Consider the following 23026-nt stretch of genomic DNA (forward strand, 5'->3'; position numbering starts at 1 on the left):
TTAAACTCCCATGCCTGCAAGTTCAACCTGTTCTTCGCCATTGTTTGCTTCAGCAATAGAACCTATTACCCAAGCCTCTTCATTGGCATCAGCCAGAATAGAAAGGGCTTCTTCTTGTTTCTCAGCAGGTACACAGATCACCATGCCTACGCCGCAGTTAAATGTGCGGTACATTTCAGTTGTTGCTACATTTCCTTGTTCTTGCAACCATGTGAAAACAGGAGGCAAGGTCCAAGACTGCGTATTAATTACCGCTTTTGCGTTAGCCGGAAGTACGCGTGGGATATTCTCAAGTAAACCGCCGCCAGTAATGTGAGATAGCGCATTAACTTGTGACTCTTTAATGAGCTTAAGCAGAGACTTAACATAGATCCGCGTTGGTGCCATTAAAGCATCAGCCAGAGGTTTGCCATCTAATTCAGCAGTTAATTCAGTGCCGCTTACTTCTAAGATTTTACGAATCAAAGAGTAACCGTTTGAATGGGGACCTGAAGAGGCTAAACCGATCAGTACGTCACCGACTTTAACTTGGCTACCATCTATAATGTCATCTTCTTCTACTACGCCTGTACAGAATCCGGCTAAGTCGTAATCTTCGCCTTCGTACATGCCTGGCATTTCTGCTGTTTCACCGCCGACTAAAGCGGCTCCGGCAAGCTCGCAACCTTTGCCTATGCCTGTTACAACATCTGCTGCAGTATCAACGTTAAGTTTACCTGTCGCGTAATAATCTAAGAAAAGTAGAGGTTCTGCGCCGGCTACAATCAAGTCGTTGACACACATAGCGACTAAATCGATACCAATAGTGTCGTGTTTACCTAAATCCATAGCTAAACGTAGTTTAGTACCGACACCGTCAGTACCTGAAACAAGTACAGGTTTACGATAGCCTTCAGGGATACGACATAATGCGCCGAAACCACCTAAGCCTCCCATTACTTCTGGGCGGGTGGTGCTTTTTGCTACGCCTTTAATACGATCAACTAGGGCATTGCCAGCGTCGATATCGACACCCGCATCTTTATAGCTCAGTGAGCTGCTATCAGAACCGGTAGACATGGATCAGTTAACCTTTCATGTGCAAGGGAAAATATGGAAGAAAATTATTGCGCGTATTCTACCGTTTCTTGGCATTTAATACACTCATATCCTGATGCAAAATTAACAAAATGTCATAAGAAACCATCTAAAAAGCATTATCAGCTTGTGGTACAGTTACGCCATCTTCCTGTTTGCAAATTTTGAGGCAGCTTAATGGACGTCTTGCGGACTTATTGCATTACCTTGCTTGTATTTGTTTTTGCTGTTGTTACACCTGTTGCCTATGCAGGCACTATGAGTAACCTTTACAGCGTCGAACTACCCGTTAACGCAGAAACGCAGGCGCCGACTGATGCACAAATTACTGAAGGTCTAAAGCAGGTCTTGGTAAAAGTATCAGGTAAGCGGTCATTAAATACCCACCCGGCTATTCGTCAGCAATTACAGGCGCCATCGACTTTTTTACAGCAGTTTAGTTTTACGAGTCGAATCATTGCGGGGCAAAATGTTACAAGATTGCTTCTTGATTATAACAGTGCTGCCGTTGACCATTTGATTACCCAAACTGGAGTGAAGCCATTAGGTATTCAGCGTCCTACCTTGTTGGTATGGTTGGTCTCCGATCAGCAGGGTTATCAAGACTTCGTTTCTGCCGACAGCGTTGAGATTAATCTTTTAAATTCAACTGCTCGTGCTCGGGGTCTACCTATCCAACTGCCTTTGTTAGATTTACAGGATCAGACAGCAATACAGGTGAGTGATGTATGGGGGTTATTTGAAGATGCAGTACAATCCTCCTCGACACGCTATCGTCCAGATGCGGTGATTGCTGCTCGGTTGCAAAAATCAACTTCGGGCATGATTCAGTTGAATGCTATCTTTTTAAAGGATGGAAAGGTTGAGCGACTATCCTATTCAGGTAACGCAGAATCTGTCTTGACTCAAATGGTAGATACTATATCCGATCAGTTGTTTAATCCCGTTGTTAGCCATGATTTGAGCTATTTTCAATCAGGGGTTGCTGTTAAGGTTAGTAATATCAATAGTTTAAGTGATTATGTGCAGATAACTGATTTTTTAAAATCCCTTCCGATCGTACGTACACTAAAGCCTGAGAGGGTGATGAGTGGTGACGTTGTTTTGAGATTGGAGCTAGATGGAAGTGAACAGCAGCTGCAGCAAGCAATTGGCGTTGAACCTCGTATTCAAGCGATGGATCAGCAATTAGACCTTAATGGCCTCAATATATTGAGCTACCGTTGGCAAGGTTAAAACAAATAGGTATAGGGATATGACGGAATCACAACGCTGGTTTTTTTTAATAATAGCTTTAGTGCTATCAGGTGTGATCTATCTGTTAGCTCCGATCCTATCACCGTTTTTGATCGGAGCTTTATTGGCATATCTGTCTGACCCTATTGCCGATCGCCTCGAGGCTTCTGGTTTATCAAGAACTGTTTCAGTAGTCATTGTTTTTATCGCTATGACTGCATTAGTTGCACTGTTGTTTCTAATCTTCATTCCGAAAATTGGTTATCAGATTCAGACCTTATTAGAACGGGTTCCTCAAGCAATAGTTTTGTTTGAAGAGCAGATTTTTCCTTGGATTCTGAGTACTTTTAGCCTTGAAGCTTCTGTTTTTGATTTTGCCCATCTTAAAAAACTTTTAGTGGGTGATCTGCAAAAAACGAGCGATATTATGGCGCAATTAGTGGGTGGTATAACGAAGTCCGGCCTAGCTATTGTTGCATGGGTCGCGAATCTCGTTTTGATTCCTGTCGTTACATTTTATCTGTTACGTGATTGGGATGTTATGGTTGATAAGATCAAACATCTATTGCCTCGTAATCTAGAGACAAAAGTCTCTCTATGGGCATCTGAATGCGATGAGGTGTTGGGTGCTTTTATGAAAGGGCAGCTATTGGTCATGTTGGCGCTAGGTATTGTTTATGCGTCAGGTTTATGGATTGTAGGGCTTGATCTAGCGCTTTTGGTTGGTATGATCGCAGGCCTTGCGAGTATAGTTCCCTATATGGGATTTATTATTGGTATTGTTGTAGCCAGTGTTGCGGCTTTTATGCAGTTCCAAGATCCTATGGTGCTGGCTTTTGTGGGTGTGGTATTTATTGTTGGTCAACTATTAGAGGGGATGTTGTTAACACCGCTTCTGGTTGGTGATCGTATTGGATTGCACCCAGTTGCTGTTATTTTTGCTATTATGGCCGGCGGCCAGCTTTTTGGTTTTGTCGGGATTTTATTGGCACTGCCTGTTGCAGCTGTGGTTATGGTGTTACTGCGTCACCTAAATGAAGGGTATAAGAGTAGTGCTTTATACGCGCATGACTCTTCGAGTGATCTTGAACAATCTGAATCGTTAACAAATGACAACTAACCATCCATTTCAAATTCCATTATCCGTTGGGTTGCACGACGATGCTCGTTTTGAGAATTTTTATTCTCAAGGTAACGAATTAATATGTGCCAGCTTAAAAGCTGCAGCTCATGCCGAGGGTGAACAGTTCATCTATATTTGGGGTGGGGAGGGTGTTGGGTGTACGCATTTACTGCAAGCGGTTTGTCATGAAGCTGATCCTGCGGGCACAACGGCTGCTTATCTGCCTCTGGATGAGCTAAAACATATGGGTGGCGGTATTCTTGATGGTATGGAATATCTTGATCTTGTTTGCTTAGATAGTATCGATGTAGTGGTAGGTGACAAGCAATGGGAAGAGGCGTTATTCCATTTCTTCAATCGTATTCGTGAACAAGGCAATATATTAATTATTGCCGCAAGTTCTGCGCCGCGATATTTAGGAATTAACTTACCCGATTTAGCGTCTCGTCTAAGTTGGGGGGTCGTTTTCCAGGTTCAGGCTTTAGATGATGCCACTAAGCTTAAAGCAATTCAGATGCGAGCTACTGCACGAGGGCTTGAGTTCTCTGAAGATGTTGCCCGGTACCTCCTTCATCGTGCAAGTCGTAATATGAATGATTTAACGTCGTTACTTGATACCTTAGATCAAGCCTCGTTGAGTGCTAAACGTAAGGTTACTATTCCTTTTATTAAAGAAGTAACTGGGTTGTAAACTGGCTTTTAGAGCAGGCCACGATTGGTAATTTCCCTCCCCCTTTTTTGCTCTAGCTTTCCTAATTTCTTTCTGGCTTTTCATAAAGCTGTCATTATTATCTGTGAAGCTCCTTTATGTAGAGTTCTAATTTCATTAGGGCGCTTTTCTTGGAGGTTATATGGCGAAGAATCATCTTTCTGAAAAATTGCAGAAAAAGATAGACAAAGAAAAGGTGTTGATTAAAGAGAACAATGTTCGTTTTACGGTGACACACCTGAGTCCTAAAGGAAAAGTACTAGGCCGTGAATGGTATAAAGGTTTTACGGCGGTGACGGATAAGCGTTTAATATTGGTTTCAAATAGTGTTAAGTTTCTCAATCTAAAAGGCGGTGATGATCGTTTTTCTACTGCAAAGTTTATTGAAGATAATGTTGCATGTTTAGAGGTTGAGTATTTTAAAGAGATTGGTAGTCATCGTTGCGTTGAATTTCATATATATACAGATAAAGTCGATAAGTTTTTAAAGCAGATCGAGAAATTATCTTAAGTATTATCTAGGCGGGGTCTCTTCCTGCCTATATTTTCCCTGCTTCCTCAAGTAAACAACTCCCTTCCTTGATAAATATAATCAACTCCCGCATTATTCCGCTTTTTTATGGGGCTTTGCGTGTATCAGATCATTGATCAAACAGACGATCTTCTTGTGATTAACAAATCTCAGGGGGTTAGTGTCCATAAAGACCAGAATGACACTGGTTTAACTATGCAGTTAAAAGATGATCTTAAATTAGATGAACTTTATCTCATACATCGATTAGATAAAGTCACATCAGGCCTTTTGCTCTTTGCGAAACAGGCGAAAGCTGCGGCGGCACTCTCTGCGCTATTCCGGGAGCGTAAAGTCACTAAGTATTATCTTGCGATATCCGCAAAAAAGCCTCGCCGAAAGCAAGGTGCTATCATTGGCGATATGGTCAAGGCGAGACGGGGCAGCTGGAAGCTTTTGTTGAGCAAAGAAAACCCCGCGATTACCCAGTTTTTTAGTACCTCACTAGCTCCGGGGTTCCGTCTGTTTATCATAAAACCATATACAGGAAAGACCCACCAAATTCGTGTAGCTTTAAAAAGTGAAGGTTCACCAATATTAGGTGATCAGCTTTATGCGGGTTTGGAATCTGATCGGGTTTATCTACATGCTTTTAGTTTGAGTTTTAGCTACGACAATCAACAGTATAATTACTCCTGCTTGCCTAACGAAGGAGAGCTGTTTGGCAGTGATTTTAAACGAGTAGTTAGTGATTTTTTCGAGCACCCAGACCAATTAAAATGGCCAAAAATAACGACTAATAAAAGGTAATAATGATGAGTGATAATGAACGCATTGAACGTGATTTTAACCTTCGCGATGAAGATGAGAAAAAGGCTTTCCTTGAGGAAACTTGGTGTGATAACTGCCAAGAGGTCAATCTTGGAATGAAAAATCCAATAGAGTATGAGCAAAACGATATTATCTTTATTGAAGGTAAATGTCGTAAATGTGGAAATATTATTCTGACTGAGATTACAGAAGAAGAGTTTTAAGTTAATTAAGTGTTTGAACTGCGTTTTAGATTTAGCACAAGTTAGGGGAAGATTGTTGTCCAGCGATTTTGAGAATAGATTTGGTGGTACGCGTCGCTTATACGGTACTGATGTTGTCGATATGTTTAGTCGTGCGCATATCTGCGTTATTGGTATTGGTGGAGTCGGCTCCTGGGTTGCTGAAGCGCTTGCACGCACTGCGGTTGGGAAGATAACACTGATCGATTTAGATGATATCTGTATTACTAATGTTAATCGCCAGATTCATGCATTAGATGGCAATATTGGTCGTTCTAAAGTTGAAGCTATGGCTGAGCGGATTAAGCTGATTAATCCTGCATGTCATGTGAATGAGGTTGATGATTTTATTACCCTTGAAAATATTCCCGAGCTGATTACTAGTGATTTCGACTATGTGATCGATGCCATTGATAGCGTGAAAGAAAAAGCCGCTTTAATCTCCCATTGTGGCTATCGAAAGATCCCTATTATTACTGTAGGCGGAGCGGGTGGACAAACAGATCCGACGAGAATTGAGATCTGCGACCTATCCAAAACCAGCCATGACCCACTTGCCGCTAAAGTACGTTCACTATTACGTAGGAACTATCAGTTTAGTAAAAGCGGTAGACGCTTTTCGGTGGACTGCGTGTATTCGACTGAGCAGCTAGTATATCCACAGCCTGACGGTTCCGTTTGTGCACAAAAAAGTATTACGGATGGAAATACCCGTTTAGATTGCTCGGGCGGTTTTGGCGCATCAACCTGTGTGACAGCCAGCTTCGGTTTTGCGGCAGTTGCTAGAGTGTTGGATAAAATGAAAAAACGTTGGGAGAGGGATCAAGCTCGCTTGCATGATGTGTAATGTGAAGGGGTGGGTGAGTTAAAGCGTAGCCCATATTACAAAAGGGGGTTACGCTGGCTTAGATTTTTTGAGTGTTAGATGTTCGGAGCTTATATGCTCTAGGAGTACAGCTTATTCAATAATCTGATCATCACGTAGACGGAATGGATGCCAAGGGTAAGTTCCCATAATACGTACTTCCTTAGCAAAGAAATCTAACTCTTGAAGAGCATATTTCATAGACTCTTGATAAGGGTGTCCTTCAACGTCAAGGTGAAAACTGGTGGCGGTCATCGTATCTGATGCCATATAGCTTTCAAGTTTCAACATATTAACGCCGTTAGTTGAAAACCCTCCTAGCGCCTTATAAAGGGCGGCGGGGATGTTTCTGACGGTAAACATGATTGAGGTCATGAAGCGTACATCTGGTTTTAACTCAGGCATATGACTATCGCGTGCCAAAATCATAAAACGTGTAGTGTTACCCGATTTATCCTGAAAATTATCACGCAGAATATTAAGGTCGTAAAGTTCTGCGGCTAGGCTAGATGCGATGGCAGCTAGACCTTTGTTATTCGGATTTACACTGAGGTCAGCAGCGGCTCCTGCCGTATCAAGGCTGGCAATCGGTTCTATGCCAAGCTCGGCAATATTGCCGTAACATTGTGCGAGAGCTTGGGGGTGAGATGATACCGCTGTAATTTCACTTATTTTGCTGCCTTTGGGCGCAAGCAAGCAGTGATTGACCGGTTCGAAATGTTCACCAACAATGTGAAGTTTCGTTTGTGGCATTAAGCGATAGATCTCTTCTACTCGCCCCGCAGTAGAGTTCTCTAATGGGATCATTGCAAATCGCGCTTTTCCGCTATCCACCATAAACATCGCATCAGCAAAGGTATGGCATGCTTTTGCTTCTAGCTCTGGGTAAGCTTTACGACAGGATAAGTGGGAATAGGCTCCTGGGACACCTTGGTAAGCGATTATTGCTGGTAGATCGGTCATAGTATTTAATCTATCAATGTAAAACGAGGTGCGTATTATTACACAGAGACAAGCTCTCTGTTACTGTTCAAATGGGTTTAATTACGTGTTTCTGTTCCTTTGTATAGGTAAATAGCACAACCTTATGATCGCTTTTAATCTATTATGCCCTTTTATTTTAAATGTATTGGCTAAATCACAATTAATGGGCCATTGCTGTTTATTCTGATGAGTACCTCTTTAATGATACATCGATTACTGATGGCACTAATTTTTCTAGTATTTACTTTATTGTTCACTTGGCAAGTGGTTAATGTGACTCGTGACTGGACGTTACAGCGTTTACATGACCAAGGTTCTGCTGAGTTACTCAAGGTGATTACCGAGCTTCGAGTCGCTTTAGGCGAGTATCGTTACTTACCGTTTCTTATTTCACAAAATGTGAGCGTGAAAGAGTTACTTACTTTTTCTAAATCCGAAAAAAGCGCTGAAGTGAGTTTATACCTTGAGCAAACGAATCTTGTTGCAGGTTCCTCCTCACTTTTTTTATTAAACACTGAAGGTAGGGCGCTGGCTTATAGTCATTGGCGAGATGAAGAGGATTTTTTTCAGCGCTCCCATAATAATCAAGCTTATTTTCAACAGGCGAGTGATGGCCATCGGGGCAGACAATTTAGTTTAAATGTAGATACAAAACGTCCTGCCTATTTTTTGTCTTCCCCTATTTATGAGGGCACCCGTTTTATTGGCGCAGCAGTCGTCCGAATTGAGTTGCAAAACTTAGTGCAAAAGCTTCGTTCGGTTGAAACTGTGCTTATTACTGATAACAAAGGAACCTTATTTTTCTCTACGGGTTCTTTTCAACGTTTTGAAAACCTCCAAGCTCAAGCGCGTATATATCCACATGAATTAAGCAATGGTGTAACTACCACTTTGTGGGAGAAAGAGAAACACCATTGGCTTGCACGCTCTGTCGCACTTGACGACTTAGCGTGGGAGGTGACGGTTTTAAATGATACCGATGTGGTTAATAAAAATATTCGTAATGCAACGCTGTTTTCATTTGGTGGTTGTGTCGCTTTTGGTTTGCTTATGCTGTTGTTTAGAGAACGGCAGTTAAAGCTACGATCTCAGAATGAAACGAGACAAGCATTAGCGCGAAATGAAGCGCAGCAGAAAGCGATTATTAACCATGCTCAAGTTGGTTTACTGTTAATCGATAGTCAGGGTTTAATACGCTTTGCAAATAAAATGGCGTTACAGCAGTTTGCGGTAATGATGAAGGTGATTATCAACCGTCCCATTGCGGAGATGGTGGTAGCTGACGGTGATCCGTTAGTGAATCGGCTTCTGACTAATTTAGATTGGGATAGTTTCTCGCCATTGATTGGCTACGAATCGGTAGGCGTTAGAGGAGACGGTACTGAATTCCCCTTAATGATCTCTGTCCGAAAAATGTTGCCAGAACAGTCTCCCTCTTTACGTGACTTAGCGCTTGAAAAAGATGAAGCAAAGCGGTTTTTGGTAACGGTTATTGATATATCCCGCCGTAAAGGCTTAGAAATGGAACTTAAACGGGCCAATAATTCGTTAGAAACTAAGGTTGAAGAGCGGACAAAGGCCTTAAGCGAAGCGCAAAATGAATTGATTCAGGCCGGAAAAATGGCTGCATTAGGGCGTATGTCCACGGCCGTTGCTCATGAACTTAACCAGCCTTTAACAGCGATTCGGAATTATGTGGCGATCTGTAAGCAGCTGTTGAACCAACCAGAGATGTTAACCGAAAATCTATCTGAAATTGATCTACTAACACAGCATATGGCTCAAATTACCTCCCAATTAAAAACCTATGCTTATAAAAAACCTGAGGATAAAAAGCCGGTTTCTATTCAGATGGTGGTTGAGCATTCATTGCTACTGTTTAAGCAACGTATTGTCGATGATCAAGTTGAATTAACGACGCAACTGCCGGGAAATACATTATACGTCTTGGGCGACAATGCTCGTTTAGAGCAAGTGATAGTTAATCTGGTTAATAATGCTTTAGATGCTATGGGTACAAGCGCTGAGCGGAAGTTGAGTATAGAGGTGACCTATGGCGATAAGGTTATTATTTCGATCAGTGATTCGGGAATGGGTATTGCTGCTGATTTATTGGATAGCTTATTTGATCCATTTGTTACCTCTAAAAAGATTGGTGATGGATTAGGGTTAGGGCTAGCTATTGTGAAATCTATTATTCGTGATCTAGAAGGTGATATAGAAGTAGGGGAGAGCCCGCTAGGTGGAGCCTCTTTTACGGTGAAATTACCTCTTTTCTCGGTTTCGGAAGATCATTAAAAGGTTATGGGCGAAATGAGTGTAAACGGAAATAATTTCAGAGGTACCGTTCTTCTTGTTGATGATGAAGCGATGGTACGCAAGTCAACGGAAAAGTGGCTAACCATGGCTGGCTTTGAGGTGATTGGCTGCGATAGTGGCGCTGAAGCACTTAAACATATTTCTGAATCTTTCCGAGGGATTGTCGTTAGTGATGTGAAAATGCCGGAGATGAGCGGTTTAGAGTTTATGGCATTAGCATTGACTGAGGTGCCAGGTCTTCCTGTCGTGTTGGTGACCGGGCATGGGGATGTAGATATGGCGATCTCCGCCATGCGGAAAGGGGCCTATGATTTTATCGAAAAGCCCTTTAACCCAGAACGGTTAGTGGAAACGATTCAGCGCGCCTGTGAAAAACGGCGCCTCATGTTAGATAATCTTCGGTTGCAGCAGCACTTAGCAAGCTCAACGGGTATAGATAAGCGGTTGATTGGTATATCACCTGTTATACAACGTTTAAAGCAGGAGATTATTACCTTAGCTGATTTAGATACCAATGTGATTATTTATGGAGAAACAGGTACGGGAAAGGAGCTTGTAGCCCAGTCTTTGCATGAGTTTAGTACCCGAAATAAAGCCCATTTCGTTCCTATTAATTGTGGCGCTATCCCTGAAGCGTTAATAGAGAGTGAGTTGTTTGGTCATGAAGCGGGTGCGTTTACTGGGGCGAGTAAGCGCCGTATCGGCAAATTTGAATATGCGAGTGGTGGTACGCTGTTTCTTGATGAGATTGAGAGTATGCCTTTGCATCTGCAAATTAAGTTATTGCGAGCATTGCAGGAGGGCGTGATTGAAAGGCTAGGTGGTAATGCACCTATAGCGGTGGATCTGCGAGTGATTGCTGCAGCAAAAACGGATCTGAGAGTGGATGATAATTTCCGCGAAGATCTATTTTATCGTCTTAATGTCACCCAATTACATATCCCCCCCTTACGGGAACGTTTGGAGGATGCCCCTTTACTGTTTGAACATTATTTGAGGATGACAGCGCAAAGCCATGAGTGTGAGCCGCGTATATTACCAGAGCAAGATATAAGAGCACTGCATAGTTATCAATGGCCTGGTAATGTGCGAGAGCTTAAAAATGTGGCGATGAGATACGCATTGGATAAGCGGGTGTCTGTATCCGCTATATTGTTTCCAGATGATCAGCCTATGCAACTAAGCGAGTTAAGTGGGGATATCTCTCAGCCATTAGCGATTCAGGTCGCAGCTTTTGAGGCCGAAGTGATTAAACGCTCGTTGGCTGAGCATGAGGGTAATATTAAAGCTGTAATGGATATGCTTGATCTGCCGCGTCGTACGTTGAATCAGAAGATGGCTAAATATGGCCTTCATCGCTCCGACTTTACCCCAGATTAATTTTTACTATCTGATTTATAAGGTTATTTTAAATAGGCGGTTTTTTGCTTATTGTGCGTATCTATCCTCTTATTTGATGTGATTTCCATACTTTTGAATTTCTTCCACTTTTACCGATAGCCCCAAGTCAGTGGCTATGCGCCTATTTTTATATGCTTCTACTTGTTTTGCTCTTAGCTTTTATCGTCTTTAACTTAAATAAGCTATTTTTTGCTTATATAGCTTGATTTTGATAAGCGTAATTTTGCCTATTTTAATTGCTCTTAATGTTAATGATTATTAACTTATTGAAAGTTATGGTAAATATTTTGTTTTTTAAGGTGGCATTATGCTTGCTTGTTATAAATCGTGTAATAGATTTAATAATAAAACACCAAATGAAGAAGGGTTACAGGATGACAATAACAAAACGTACTTTTATCAAGGGTATGGGCTTAGCGCTTGCAGCGAGCACTGCAGTAGGAACAGCAGGCTTAGTACAGGCTGCTGATGAGAGACGCTCTTATATATTGGCAACAGCATCAACAGGTGGAACTTATTATCCGGTAGGTGTTGCGCTTGCAACGTTGACTAAAATTAAACTTGAGCCATCACATAAGATCTCCATGTCTGCGATTAACTCAGCAGGTTCAGGTGAGAACATTAAGTTATTGGGCGAAAACGAAGCTCAGTTTGCTATCCTGCAGGGTTTATATGGTGCTTGGGCTTGGAATGGCGAAGGCCGTCTTAAAGAAGCGGGTCCTCAGAAAAATTTACGTTCAGTTACTATGCTTTGGCAGAACGTAGAGCAGTTTGTTATGAAAACTGATCATACGAAAACTGGCACGATTGCAGATATGAATGCATTAGCGGGTAAAAAGTTTTCTATAGGTAAAAAGAACTCTGGTACTGAAGGTTCTGGTAGAACAATTTTAGGCAACTTAAACATTGATGCTGATGGGTTTAATCTTGCGTATATGGGTTACGGTGCGTCAGCAGATGCATTGCAAAACGGTACGATTGAAGGGATGAATATCCCATCGGGTGTGCCTACATCAGCGATTACTCGTGCTTACGCGGCGTTAGGTAGCGACATTACGGTACTTAATTTTACCGATGAGCAGATTAAACAGGCAAACGGTAATTATAAGCTGTGGACGCCATATCATATCCCCGCTAATACTTACCCAGGTCAAAGCAAAGATATCAATACCATGGCTCAGCCAAACTTTTTGGCAGTACGTGATGATGTTTCGGAAGAAGATGTTTATTTGCTGACTAAAACAGTTTATGAAAATCTCGCATTCTTAAATGGTATTCATAAAGCGACTAAAGCAATGTCGTTAGAAAAATCTATCGCCGGTTTGCCTGTGCCTCTTCATGCAGGTGCTGCGCGCTACTACAAAGAGATGGGTATAGAGATACCTGATCACTTGATTGCTAAATAAGTTGATTGGGAGGGAACTATTAATTTAGTGGGTTGTCTATTATTACAGCTCTCCTCCTACTTTTGGTTTGAAGTGTTCAGACCGGTGCAAACTTAGCTACCAGCGAGGTTAAGTTTGCACTACCTATTTTTTTATAAATACTCCAGCAATTGTTACCATCATTCTTCAGAAATGTAATCTGAGGTTATGGGGTTTTTGCGCATCGAATTTGTTTGAGCGATTAGAATTATGGCGACTGAAGCGAACGTAAATGATCAAGAAGATATTAGAGAAAAACTCAAAGGGTTAGAGCTTACGCAGCGTCCTGAGAACTCTGTCACTGGAAAAATTATTTATTGGGTAGGTGTCGCTTTTGCGTTGACGCATATCTATTTCAACACATTAGGTACTTGGTCTGAGCTTTATGTTGCCGCCGTTCACTTTAGTGGCTTTGCATTTTTGTGCGCTTTGATGGTTCCTGTCTTTAATTCCTCGAATGTAGCTAAGCAGAAAGTCGCTTTAATATTGGATCTTTTACTTGGTGTTGCGGCAGTTGCTTGTGCGTTGTATTTAATTGGTTTTGAAGATGCTCTCTATGATAGAGGGGTTAAGTTTGTCCAATGGGACTGGGTCTTCTCTATAAGCGCTATCTTTATCGCTTTGGAAATGGCGCGAAGAACAACAGGTTGGTTTATTCCATCAATGATTTTAGTGGCTTTGACCTATGTTTTTTGGTGGGGTCAATACATTGATGGTATGTTCGGTTTTGCTGGCCTTAGTTTAGAAACCTTGCTCTACCGTTCCTATTTTTCGTCTGAAGGTATGTTTGGCCAGATAGCTCGCATATCTTGGACCTATGTTTTCATGTTTATCTTATTTGGTGCCTTTTTAGTTAAGTCAGGTGCTGGCGATTTTATTATTGATCTCTCCCGTTGCGCTGCGGGCCGTTTTGTTGGCGGGCCAGGCTTTGTTGCTGTACTAGGGTCTGGTTTGATGGGTTCCGTTTCTGGATCATCAGTTGCTAACACAGTGTCCACTGGTGTGATTACCATTCCATTAATGCGAAAAGCAGGCTTCCCCGCGCGTTTTTCAGCGGGTGTAGAAGCGGCTGCATCAACAGGTGGACAGCTAATGCCTCCCGTTATGGGGGCGGGCGCGTTTATCATGGCATCCTATACGCAAATCTCTTATCTCGATATTATTGCCATCGCGGCTTTACCTGCATTGTTGTACTTTCTATCGGTTGGCTTCTTTGTTCGTGTCGAAGCTAAACGTAGTCATGCCCATGCTGTCGAAATAGATACTCGCACTTTAGGTGAAGTATTTAAGGGGGGCTGGCATTTCTTACTGCCTCTGGTGGTATTAGTGTCCTTACTTATCTATGGATTCACACCCACTTATGCCGCTGGCATTTCAATTATATCAGTAGTGGTTTCATCCTGGTTATCTAAGCATCCTATGGGAGTTAAAGAGATTCTTGATTCTCTTGCTCAAGGTTCGCGGAATATGGCGACCACAGCGATGTTGCTTATCTCTGTAGGCTTAGTTGTTAATGTGGTTGCAATGACGGGGATCGGGAATACCTTCTCACTTATGGTGACTGAATGGGCAGGGGGGAGCTTATTAATCACTTTAGTTTTGATCGCACTAGCCTCACTAATCTTAGGTATGGGACTGCCTGTAACGGCTGCTTATATTGTTTTGGCAACGCTTTCAGCGCCGGCACTTTATGGATTAATGGCCGAAAGCCGTTTGTTGGATTTGATCGTCACCGGCACGCTACCTGATGCGGCTAAAACCATATTTATGCTAATTGATATGGAGAAGGTGAGTTTATTATCGGCACCGATGAGTGAGGTAGATGCTAAGGCTTTATTGAGTTCTGTGCCTGCTGATTTTAAAGGTCAGTTATTAGATCAGGCGTTGGCTCCTGAAGCCTTAGCAATGATTTTGTTGTCTGCTCATATGATTATTTTCTGGTTATCTCAGGATTCCAATGTAACTCCACCCGTCTGTTTAACCGCTTTTGCCGCGGCTGCGATCGCTAAAACACCGCCAATGGCGACAGGTTTTACTGCATGGAAGATTGCTAAAGGTTTGTATGTAGTTCCTTTGCTTTTTGCTTATACCAATTTTATTGGTGGCACTACAGCGGAGGTGTTAAGCATATTTGTATTTGCGGTCTTTGGTCTATATGCTTTTGTTGGTTTCATGGAAGGCTATCTAGAAGGACCGTTGAATATAGTGATGCGGGCGTTATGCGGCGTATGTGCTATCACTCTGTTATGGCCCCACGATCAAGTATTAGTAAGTTTGGCAGGGGGAGCCGTTTTTATCATAATCTTTATGTTTAGTCGAAAAGCGGATAAAGATGCTCTTCAAGCAGTGTAGGTACTTGATTAATTAATTGGTTTAATTATTTGGTTTAATGGCAGGAGGTCTTGTGGCACTAGGTTCAGAACAAGAGATTTATGATTTTATTGTCATTGGTGGTGGGATTTTAGGCATGTCAACTGCATGGCAGTTACAGCAAAAGTATCCTGGCAAATCTGTTCTTGTTCTAGAGAAAGAATCTAGTGCTGCACAGCATCAAACGGGACATAACTCAGGTGTGATTCATGCCGGTGTTTATTATAAACCGGGTAGTTTGAAAGCTAAATTTTGTAAGGAAGGAAATCAAGCGACTAAGGCTTTTTGCCTTGAGAACGATATTCCTTTTGACCAGTGCGGAAAATTACTAGTTGCTACAGACCAAGCTGAATTGGAAAGAATGCAAGCGCTGATCACTCGTTGTGCTGACAATGGTATTGAGATTGAGGTGCTAGATCAGCAAGCGCTGAAAACTAAAGAACCCCATATTCAGGGCGTAGGTGCGATATTTGTACCCTCAACGGGGATTGTGAACTATACCCAGATTACTCAGCGGATGGGGGAGCTTGTAGAGTCAGCAGGTGGCCAGGTTCGCTTTAATACGGTAGTGACTGGGATCGAAGAGTTTGCAGATCGTGTGACGGTTTATACGGAAGGTAAACGCTTCCATAGTCGCTATTTAGTGGCGTGTGCAGGCTTACATTCTGATAGAGTCGTTGAAATGATGGGGTTAGAGCCTGATTTTCGAATTATTCCATTTAGAGGTGAGTATTATCAGCTGTCGCCTAAACATAACCAGATCGTAAATCACTTAATCTATCCAATCCCTAATCCCGATCTACCTTTTTTAGGTGTCCATTTAACACGAATGATTGATGGATCTGTAACTGTAGGGCCAAATGCAGTGTTAGCCTTTAAGCGGGAAGGGTATAAAAAAACCGATATAAGCTTGAAAGATAGTTTCCAGATGCTGACTTATCCAGGAATGATCAAGTTACTGTTTAAGCATTTCAGAGCGAGTCTTTCAGAGCTGAAAAACTCCATCTCTAAAAAAGGTTACCTACGTTTAGTCCAGAAATATTGTCCAGAGCTAACCGTGAATGACCTAGAGGCTTATCCTGCGGGGATTCGTGCGCAAGCTGTTGCAAAAAATGGCGATGTTATAGACGATTTCTTGTTTATGAATACAAGCCGTTCACTCGCCGTTTGTAACGCTCCTTCTCCAGCAGCTACTTCAGCTATTCCTATAGGTAAACATATCGTTGAGAAAGTTTCATTGTTGGTGGATCTATAACGTTTGTCATTTATACGTCAAATCGGGTAAAAGGAACCTGCCCGTTTTTTGTGCTGAAGTGCCTACTGTCGAATAACTGGCGGGGTGCGTCGCAGGTTTTACTGATTTGATAATTATCTGCCAGTAACTGTTCGCACATATCGCACCAAGGTTTAACTCCTTCTTTACCTAATTCATTTAATTGTTCGGGGGACGGATAGCCTTGGCTATTTTTAATGGTTTCTAAATACTTCTCGCAACTCTTCATCCCTTCATCCTAGGTCGCCTTTTATTATTGTAATTGCATTTATTGATTATTGTGCGCGGGCTATTTTCGACTACATAAAAGTAAGGCTATAAGAATAATTTTTTATTCTTTGATAAAAGGGTCGAGTGAGAGGGTTTCCCCATCTGTTATTAGATGGGAGGGCTTTCACAAAATATAGAGATCATGATCTGCGGTAGGAATGATCTTTTCGTCAATTTTTTGAAGTAGTTAAAAGATTTGTATTATCTTTTGGGGCGAACTGCCGTCCAGTAATGTTGTTTCCAGTAGGGGTTATCTAACCGGCTTAATGTCACGCCTTGGCTGGTGGACGCATGAAGAAAAATGCCCTGTTCTACATAGACGCCTACATGACGTTGTTTATTACCGCCTAGTTTAAAAAATACAAGGTCGCCGGGAATTAGCTGATGTTGTTTAACCTTTATGCCACTATTTACTTGTGCAATTGTCGTTCTAGGTAAATGCTGTTCAAAAATTGTTTTATAGGTAAGTTGGGTAAAGGCCGAGCAATCAACCCCTTGACGTGATTGGCCGCCCCAGCGATAGGGGGTGCCTTTCCAGCTTTTATGTTGACTTAAAAGGGCACTAGCAACGGGCGATTGAGGTTGAATATTAACGCTTGCCGTTGGGGTCCGAGTGGAATAAGAGCTACAGCCCTGTAGAATAAGGATCAAAAATAGTAGTAGGTTAATTGAGCGTAAATTTATCATGAGTCCTCTTTAAATGGGCCTAGAATATTGGTTTAGAGTATAACCCTGACTAATATGTACTAAACAGATTGGCTTTCGTAAGCGTAACTGCCTATTATGCCCACCTATTTTTATAGTTCCTAGAAAGCGATTTATCATGACCGAAGATTTTCAGATTGGCCAGCGTTGGTATAGTTACACAGAAGCAGAGTTAGGTTTAGGTGTAGTCACCGAACTGGTAGATCGACGTGTAGATATTTTATTTCCTGCCACAGGAGAAGAACGTACCTATGCACAAAACAATGCTCCTCTGAGCCGTATTGTTTACCCTATAGGCGATCAAATCACGGATGATAACGGCGTTTCAATCATTGTCACACAGCATGAAGAGAGTAAAGGTTGTGTTATCTACTTTGGGGATGATGAAAACGGGGATGAGCAAATTATTCATGAAGCCTCCCTTGAAAGTTCAGTTCACTTTAGTAAACCTTACGAACGATTGTTTGCAGGCCAGATAGATAAACTGCGTCATTACGAATTAAGATTAGAAACCTTAAAACATCAGCATAATCATCAGCAATCCGCAGCTTATGGTTTACTGGGGCCGCGGGTTCAATACTTGCCCCATCAATTTTATATCGCCTCTGAAGTGGGTCAGCGAATAGCGCCTAGGGTTCTGTTGGCGGATGAGGTTGGTTTAGGGAAAACTATTGAAGCGGGCTTGATCATTCATCAACAGCTTGTAACAGGGCTGGCTAGCCGTATCCTTATTATTGTACCGGATAGCTTGATTCATCAGTGGCTAGTGGAGATGCTGCGCCGCTTTAATCTACACTTTTCTATTTTGGATGAAGGGCGCTGTTTAGATAGTGAAGGTAATCCGTTTGAGGATGCTCAGCTTGTTTTAAGCCCACTCTCTTTATTTACTCGCGATGAAAAATATTTAGATCAAGCCGTCCAAGCGGGTTGGGATCTAATGGTGGTGGATGAAGCACATCATTTAGGATGGAGCGAAGAGGGGGCAAGTCATTCCTATCGCTGTATCGAATCTTTAGCGCTTAAAGTTAAAGGTTTATTGTTGCTGACAGCTACGCCTGAGCAGTTAGGTATTGAAAGTCATTTTGCACGTTTACGTCTTCTTGATCCCGATCGTTATTACGATTTAGAAAAATTCATCATAGAAGAGCAGGACTTTAAATGTGTTAACCAATTAATTGAGACCCTACAGGCTCCCGATAGTTGGCATGATGCGTTACAAGATCAAGTATTGATTGCACTGCTGAATAAGTATTTGGGCGATGATATTGCTGACCTACTTGCTCAACATAAAGATGATGATAGTGAGGAACGGGCAGAATTAATCGATAAAACAGTCCGAGCGCTATTAGATCAGCATGGCACCGGGCGTGTCTTGTTCCGTAATACCCGTGAAAGTGTTCAAGGCTTCCCGCAGCGTAAGTTACATATTTATCCTTTGTCGTTACCACAAGCCTATGCAGATGTTATTGATTCGACATCGATGGAACGCCGCTTACATCCTGAAACGCTTATTGCTGATGGGCAGGGCTCCGCATGGTTGTTAGAAGATAACCGCGCGGACTGGTTGATCAAATGGCTAGATGATTACAAAGGCGAGAAGATACTCGTTATCTGTGCCCATGCGCAAACGGCGATAGCGTTGGAAAAGCAGTTGCGTTTATTTGAAGGACGACGAACAGCACTTTTCCATGAAAGTATGAGTCTTGTTGAGCGTGATAGAGCTGCCGCTTACTTTGCCGATAGTGAACAAGGGGCGCAGCTGCTGATCTGTTCAGAAATTGGTAGTGAAGGCCGTAACTTCCAGTTTGCTCATCATATGGTGATGTTTGATCTTCCGATGAACCCCGACCTTCTTGAACAACGTATTGGGCGTTTAGATCGTATAGGACAGCTTAAAGACGTTAATATTCATGTGCCTTATTTTGCGGATAGCTCCCAAGAGGTTCTATTGCGTTGGTATGCTGAAGGGCTAGGTGCTTTTGAGCAGGTTTGTCCTACCGGACAAAGCTTAATGCAGCAGTTTGCGTCTGATCTTCACTACTGTATGGAAAATACAGAGGATCAAGCGGGCATTGATCGCTTAATTGAAGAAACTTCTCATAGCCAGCAGGCATTACTTGAAGAGCTACAACAGGGGAGAGATCGACTTCTGGAGTTAAACTCCTGTAATACATCGGTGGCTGAAGCTTTGCTGGATGCTGTTGAAGAGGATAGTCAGCCTGGAACTTTGTCATCCTACATGGGCCGCGTGTTTGATCATTTTGGCGTAGAGCAGGAGAGCACAGGCATCAATGGTGTCATCCTCCATCCAGGTGATCATATGCTCAGCAGTCATTTTCCAGGTTTGCCTTCTGATGGTATGACAGCGACATTTCAGCGTAATGAAGCGCTATCCCGTGAAGATATGCATTTCCTAAGTTGGGAGCACCCAATGGTTTCCGGTGCAATGGAGATGATGCTTGAAGGAAGTTACGGAAGCTCAACGCTTTGTACGATGAAACTCTTGCCGCTTAAAGCGGGTAGTTTATTAATTGAAGCGGTCTTCCGAGTACATTGTATCTCAGATAAATCATTACAGTTACAACGTTACCTATCAGAGGCTTGTGTACGTCGTGTGATAGATAGTAATGGTAATGATTTGACCGATGTTATTACGGAGCAACATTTTGCTAGCTTAGGTAAGCGAGTTGGTAAAAATGTGGCGTATAATTTGGTTAAGCATACCCGCGAAGATATTAGTGCTTTGGTTGCTAAACTTGAGACACAAGTGGAAGAAAAGGGCGAGCAGTTAATGACTGATGCGCTTGAGATGTTAAAACGACAGCAACGTGCAGAGAAAGATCGTCTTGTTGCTCTGGCTAAAGTGAATCCAAATATTCGTCAGGAAGAGCTTGAAGCACATGATCAATTGACAGCTCATCTTGTGGATGCGCTACAGGAAGGTGCTTTGAAAATGGATGCTATACGAGTAGCAGTTATTACTCACGAGTAATTTGAGGAATGCTTTTAATAAAAGAAGCTAGCTCTTGCTAGCTTTTTTTATGTCGTTTTCTTTTTTGTTTTTGCAGTAGGTAACGCTTGTAAGGGGTTATCTGGCCAAGGGTGCTTAGGGTAGCGTCCTTTCATATCTTTTTGTACCTCACTATAGGCGTTGCTCCAGAAACTTTTCAGATCTTGTGTTACTTGCAGAGGCCGTTGTGCAGGTGATAATAAGTGCAGTTGCAGAGCTGTGTTATGAGCAATCGTTGGTGTTGTCTCGCAGCCAAACATCTCCTGTAGTTTTACAGCCAGTACTGGTGGTGTTTGAGAATAGTCGATTTTGATATTAGAGCCGGAGGGAACGCGATACCGTTCAGGTGCGAGTTCATCAAGCTGCTGAGGTAATGGCCAAGGTAGTAGTGCAAGAAGAATATTTTTTAAATCTAATTGCTTAAGGTCGCTTAGGCGGGAAATATTATTTAGAAACGGCGCTAACCATATTTCTAAATTCTCAAGTAACCACTGATCGGTCAAGTTTGGCCAATTGTGTTCCAGCCCCCCTTGTTTGGAATTATCTGTGTTGCTGCGATAGAGAAAGTTTACTCGGTCACGCCACTGATTAAGTTCGTTATTCCAAGGTAAAATGTTGATGCCTTGTTGGCGTATATAACTCAATGTTGCATTGATTATAGCCTCTTTTGATGGTGACTTAAGGGGCTCCTTTTTTACAATAATCTGGCCAATGCTGAGCTGTTTTTCAGCAATAATTCTATTTGAATCCCATCGGATTACTTCATTAACTGAGGTTGAGTCAGTTAAATACTGCTCTATATGTGTAGGGTTTAATATTCCTGCAAGGGGGATAAAGTCAGTTGAGGAACTCTCCTTCCCTATAACTATACCGGCAGTAATCCATTGGCTGGTGGCTAAATTATCGGCTTTAAATAAGCTAGCAGCTCTGCCATTACTGAGCTTGTAAGTGGAGCTTCCTTTGCTGCGTTGTTTAGCCACGCGGTCTGGGTAGGCGAAGGCTAAGAGTAAACCGGCTTGTTGTTCTGATTTTATATGGGTATTGGTTTGTTCAGAGGAGAACGATTGGCACAGTTTTAAATAGTGTTTTGCCTGTTTATGTAAGCGTTGCCATAATGTTTTATGTTGCTTAGGTTTTTCTGTAAGCCAGTCTAATCGGATATTAATATCTGCCCCTGAATCGCGAAAAGGGTCTTTCTCCATAAGTAGAGCAGCAATAAAACAAGCTTTCTCGACTAATCCTATTTGCGCTCCTCTTATCAGCATATGACTAATACGCGGATGTGCCGGTAAGGAAGCCATTAACTCTCCATGTTTGGATAGATGCCCACTACTATTAAATGCGCCTAGTTGTGCTAATAGCGCTTTGGCTTGTTGGTAGGCACCTGCGGGTGGTTGGTCTAACCAAGAGAGGGTTTCTGGGTCGTCTATTCCCCAGCTAGCGAGCTGCAGGGCTAAGCCTGTTAGGTCTGCTTGTAGAATATCCGGTGTACTAAAGGAACTTAGTTGCGCATGTTCCGATTCGCTCCACAAACGATAGCAGATTCCGGGGGCTAGTCGACCTGCGCGGCCTGCCCGTTGTGTAGCTGCAGCTTTGGAAACCGGTCGAGTAAAGAGTGTCGTCATTGCCGTATTAGGATTGTATTTTGCTTCACGGCTGAGGCCACTATCTATAACAACGGTCACGCCTTCGATCGTTAAACTGGTTTCTGCGATACTTGTGGCGAGCACAACCTTTCGTTTACCTATAGGAGCAGGGTTGATCGCTTGTTGCTGTTGTTCTAATTTAAGATCTCCGTACAGCGGTGCAATAATAACTTGATCAAGTGTCTGAGCTTGTAAAGCGTCTATTAAAAGGTTTTCGACCTGTCTTATCTCTCGGATACCTGGTAGAAAGCATAAAATACTGCCTTCTTGTGTGGTGATTGCGTCTAATAGGGTATTAACTACATGTTGTTCTAACCAAGTTCCCTGTTTTGCTTTTCCTGTGTAAATAAATGAAACAGGATAGGATCGCCCTTCACTTTGAATGAGGGGAGCATTGTTGAGCAATTTCGTAATAGCGTCTCCATTAAGGGTTGCTGACATAATAAGTAGTTTAAGCGGTGTGTCATCCCGAAAAATAGTGCGTGCTTCTTGGCATAATGCCAAACCTAAATCAGCGTCTAGGCTACGTTCGTGAAATTCATCGAAAATAACGAGGCCATAACCTTCAAGACTTGGATCTGCTTGGAGTAAGCGTGAGAGTATGCCTTCGGTTACGATTTCAAGGCGCGTTTTAGCACTGATCTTTTGTTCTAATCTAATGCGGTAACCAACAGTTTCTCCCACTTGCTCGTTGAGCAGATTAGCCATGCGTGATGCGGCATTTTTTGCTGCTAAACGTCTAGGTTCTAACATCAGTATTTTCTGTGTTTGTAACCAAGGCTCATTAAGTAGAGATAAAGGGACTTGAGTTGTTTTACCTGCACCGGGAGGAGCTTCAAGTATGGCTTCATCATGCATACTGAGTGCAGCTTTTAGTGAGGTAATAACAGCTTGAATTGGCAGTGATGGCATATTGATCGCATTGTTGATTTTATGTCCATATTCTAACAGTTTTTTTGAATGAATTTAGCTATACCGTTTTACTCAGCATCGAGGGACGCTACAATTACACGACAGCGTTTTTCTATTTTATCTTCAAACTGTCAAGGAG

At 42.4% G+C, this 23026-nt stretch carries 18 protein-coding genes; 13 read left to right on the forward strand and 5 right to left on the reverse strand.

Annotation, left to right across the window (positions count from 1 at the left end; translation table 11 throughout):
• Positions 1–1059 carry a phosphoribosylformylglycinamidine cyclo-ligase gene (gene purM, locus A3774_RS10635; RefSeq protein ID WP_067867024.1) on the reverse strand — a complete coding sequence of 353 codons (1059 nt, stop codon included), beginning with the start codon at positions 1057–1059 and terminating at the stop codon, positions 1–3.
• Positions 1060–1254: 195 nt separating this feature from the next.
• Here purM and A3774_RS10640 point away from each other — a divergent pair, with 195 nt between their 5' ends.
• The 7 genes from A3774_RS10640 to tcdA all read left to right on the forward strand — a co-directional run bounded on the left by A3774_RS10640 (position 1255) and on the right by tcdA (position 6555).
• Complete coding sequence (locus tag A3774_RS10640) at positions 1255–2313, forward strand: DUF2066 domain-containing protein (RefSeq protein ID WP_067867026.1); 1059 nt, start codon at positions 1255–1257, stop codon at positions 2311–2313.
• Between the two features lie 19 nt (positions 2314–2332).
• The gene (locus A3774_RS10645) at positions 2333–3433 is read left to right on the forward strand and encodes an AI-2E family transporter (protein WP_067867028.1); all 1101 of its coding nucleotides are present in this window, start codon (positions 2333–2335) and stop codon (positions 3431–3433) included.
• The gene (hda, locus tag A3774_RS10650) at positions 3423–4127 is read left to right on the forward strand and encodes a DnaA regulatory inactivator Hda (RefSeq protein WP_067867030.1); all 705 of its coding nucleotides are present in this window, start codon (positions 3423–3425) and stop codon (positions 4125–4127) included. The genes A3774_RS10645 and hda overlap by 11 nt, the downstream gene beginning before the upstream one ends.
• 160 nt (positions 4128–4287) lie before the next feature.
• Positions 4288–4656: a hypothetical protein gene (locus A3774_RS10655; protein WP_067867032.1), complete on the forward strand. Its 369-nt coding sequence runs from the start codon at positions 4288–4290 to the stop codon at positions 4654–4656.
• A 120-nt stretch (positions 4657–4776) separates the two neighbouring features.
• Positions 4777–5466, forward strand: coding sequence for a TIGR01621 family pseudouridine synthase (locus A3774_RS10660; protein WP_067867034.1), 690 nt, complete (start codon positions 4777–4779; stop codon positions 5464–5466).
• A 5-nt stretch (positions 5467–5471) separates the two neighbouring features.
• Positions 5472–5690 (forward strand): hypothetical protein, encoded by a 219-nt coding sequence (locus A3774_RS10665; protein ID WP_067867090.1) that lies wholly within the window; start codon positions 5472–5474, stop codon positions 5688–5690.
• A gap of 55 nt (positions 5691–5745) precedes the next feature.
• Positions 5746–6555, forward strand: coding sequence for a tRNA cyclic N6-threonylcarbamoyladenosine(37) synthase TcdA (tcdA, locus tag A3774_RS10670; protein ID WP_067867036.1), 810 nt, complete (start codon positions 5746–5748; stop codon positions 6553–6555).
• A 111-nt stretch (positions 6556–6666) separates the two neighbouring features.
• Here the strand turns inward: tcdA and A3774_RS10675 are convergent, their stop codons facing one another.
• Positions 6667–7536: a prephenate dehydratase gene (locus tag A3774_RS10675; protein WP_067867038.1), complete on the reverse strand. Its 870-nt coding sequence runs from the start codon at positions 7534–7536 to the stop codon at positions 6667–6669.
• 240 nt (positions 7537–7776) lie between these two features.
• Between A3774_RS10675 and A3774_RS10680 the strand changes: the two genes are divergently transcribed.
• The 5 genes from A3774_RS10680 (at position 7777) to lhgO (ending at position 16326) form a co-directional block, all read left to right on the forward strand.
• The gene (locus tag A3774_RS10680; protein ID WP_197468057.1) at positions 7777–9855 is read left to right on the forward strand and encodes an ATP-binding protein; all 2079 of its coding nucleotides are present in this window, start codon (positions 7777–7779) and stop codon (positions 9853–9855) included.
• A 15-nt stretch (positions 9856–9870) separates the two neighbouring features.
• Positions 9871–11256 carry a sigma-54-dependent transcriptional regulator gene (locus A3774_RS10685; RefSeq protein WP_156473701.1) on the forward strand — a complete coding sequence of 462 codons (1386 nt, stop codon included), beginning with the start codon at positions 9871–9873 and terminating at the stop codon, positions 11254–11256.
• Positions 11257–11651: 395 nt separating this feature from the next.
• Positions 11652–12683, forward strand: a complete 1032-nt coding sequence (locus A3774_RS10690; RefSeq protein WP_067867092.1) for a TAXI family TRAP transporter solute-binding subunit — start codon at positions 11652–11654, stop codon at positions 12681–12683.
• 228 nt (positions 12684–12911) lie between these two features.
• A complete protein-coding gene (locus tag A3774_RS10695) occupies positions 12912–15053 on the forward strand; it encodes a TRAP transporter permease (protein WP_067867044.1) in 2142 nt (713 codons plus the stop codon).
• Between the two features lie 76 nt (positions 15054–15129).
• Entirely contained in the window at positions 15130–16326 is a 1197-nt protein-coding gene (gene lhgO, locus A3774_RS10700) for an L-2-hydroxyglutarate oxidase (protein ID WP_067867094.1), read from the forward strand.
• A 10-nt stretch (positions 16327–16336) separates the two neighbouring features.
• On the opposite strand, the gene A3774_RS10705 is transcribed toward lhgO, so the two are convergent.
• Together A3774_RS10705 and A3774_RS10710 are read right to left on the reverse strand one after the other, a co-directional pair.
• Entirely contained in the window at positions 16337–16573 is a 237-nt protein-coding gene (locus A3774_RS10705; protein WP_067867046.1) for a hypothetical protein, read from the reverse strand.
• A gap of 242 nt (positions 16574–16815) precedes the next feature.
• Positions 16816–17301 (reverse strand): C40 family peptidase, encoded by a 486-nt coding sequence (locus tag A3774_RS10710; protein WP_067867048.1) that lies wholly within the window; start codon positions 17299–17301, stop codon positions 16816–16818.
• A 136-nt stretch (positions 17302–17437) separates the two neighbouring features.
• Here A3774_RS10710 and rapA point away from each other — a divergent pair, with 136 nt between their 5' ends.
• Positions 17438–20311: an RNA polymerase-associated protein RapA gene (gene rapA, locus A3774_RS10715; RefSeq protein ID WP_067867050.1), complete on the forward strand. Its 2874-nt coding sequence runs from the start codon at positions 17438–17440 to the stop codon at positions 20309–20311.
• A gap of 47 nt (positions 20312–20358) precedes the next feature.
• Here the strand turns inward: rapA and hrpB are convergent, their stop codons facing one another.
• Entirely contained in the window at positions 20359–22887 is a 2529-nt protein-coding gene (gene hrpB, locus A3774_RS10720; protein WP_067867052.1) for an ATP-dependent helicase HrpB, read from the reverse strand.
• Positions 22888–23026: the final 139 nt, after the last annotated feature.

Origin of the sequence: Neptuniibacter marinus (assembly GCF_001597725.1) — a bacterium.
GTDB classification, from domain to species: Bacteria; Pseudomonadota; Gammaproteobacteria; order Pseudomonadales; family Balneatricaceae; genus Neptuniibacter; species Neptuniibacter marinus.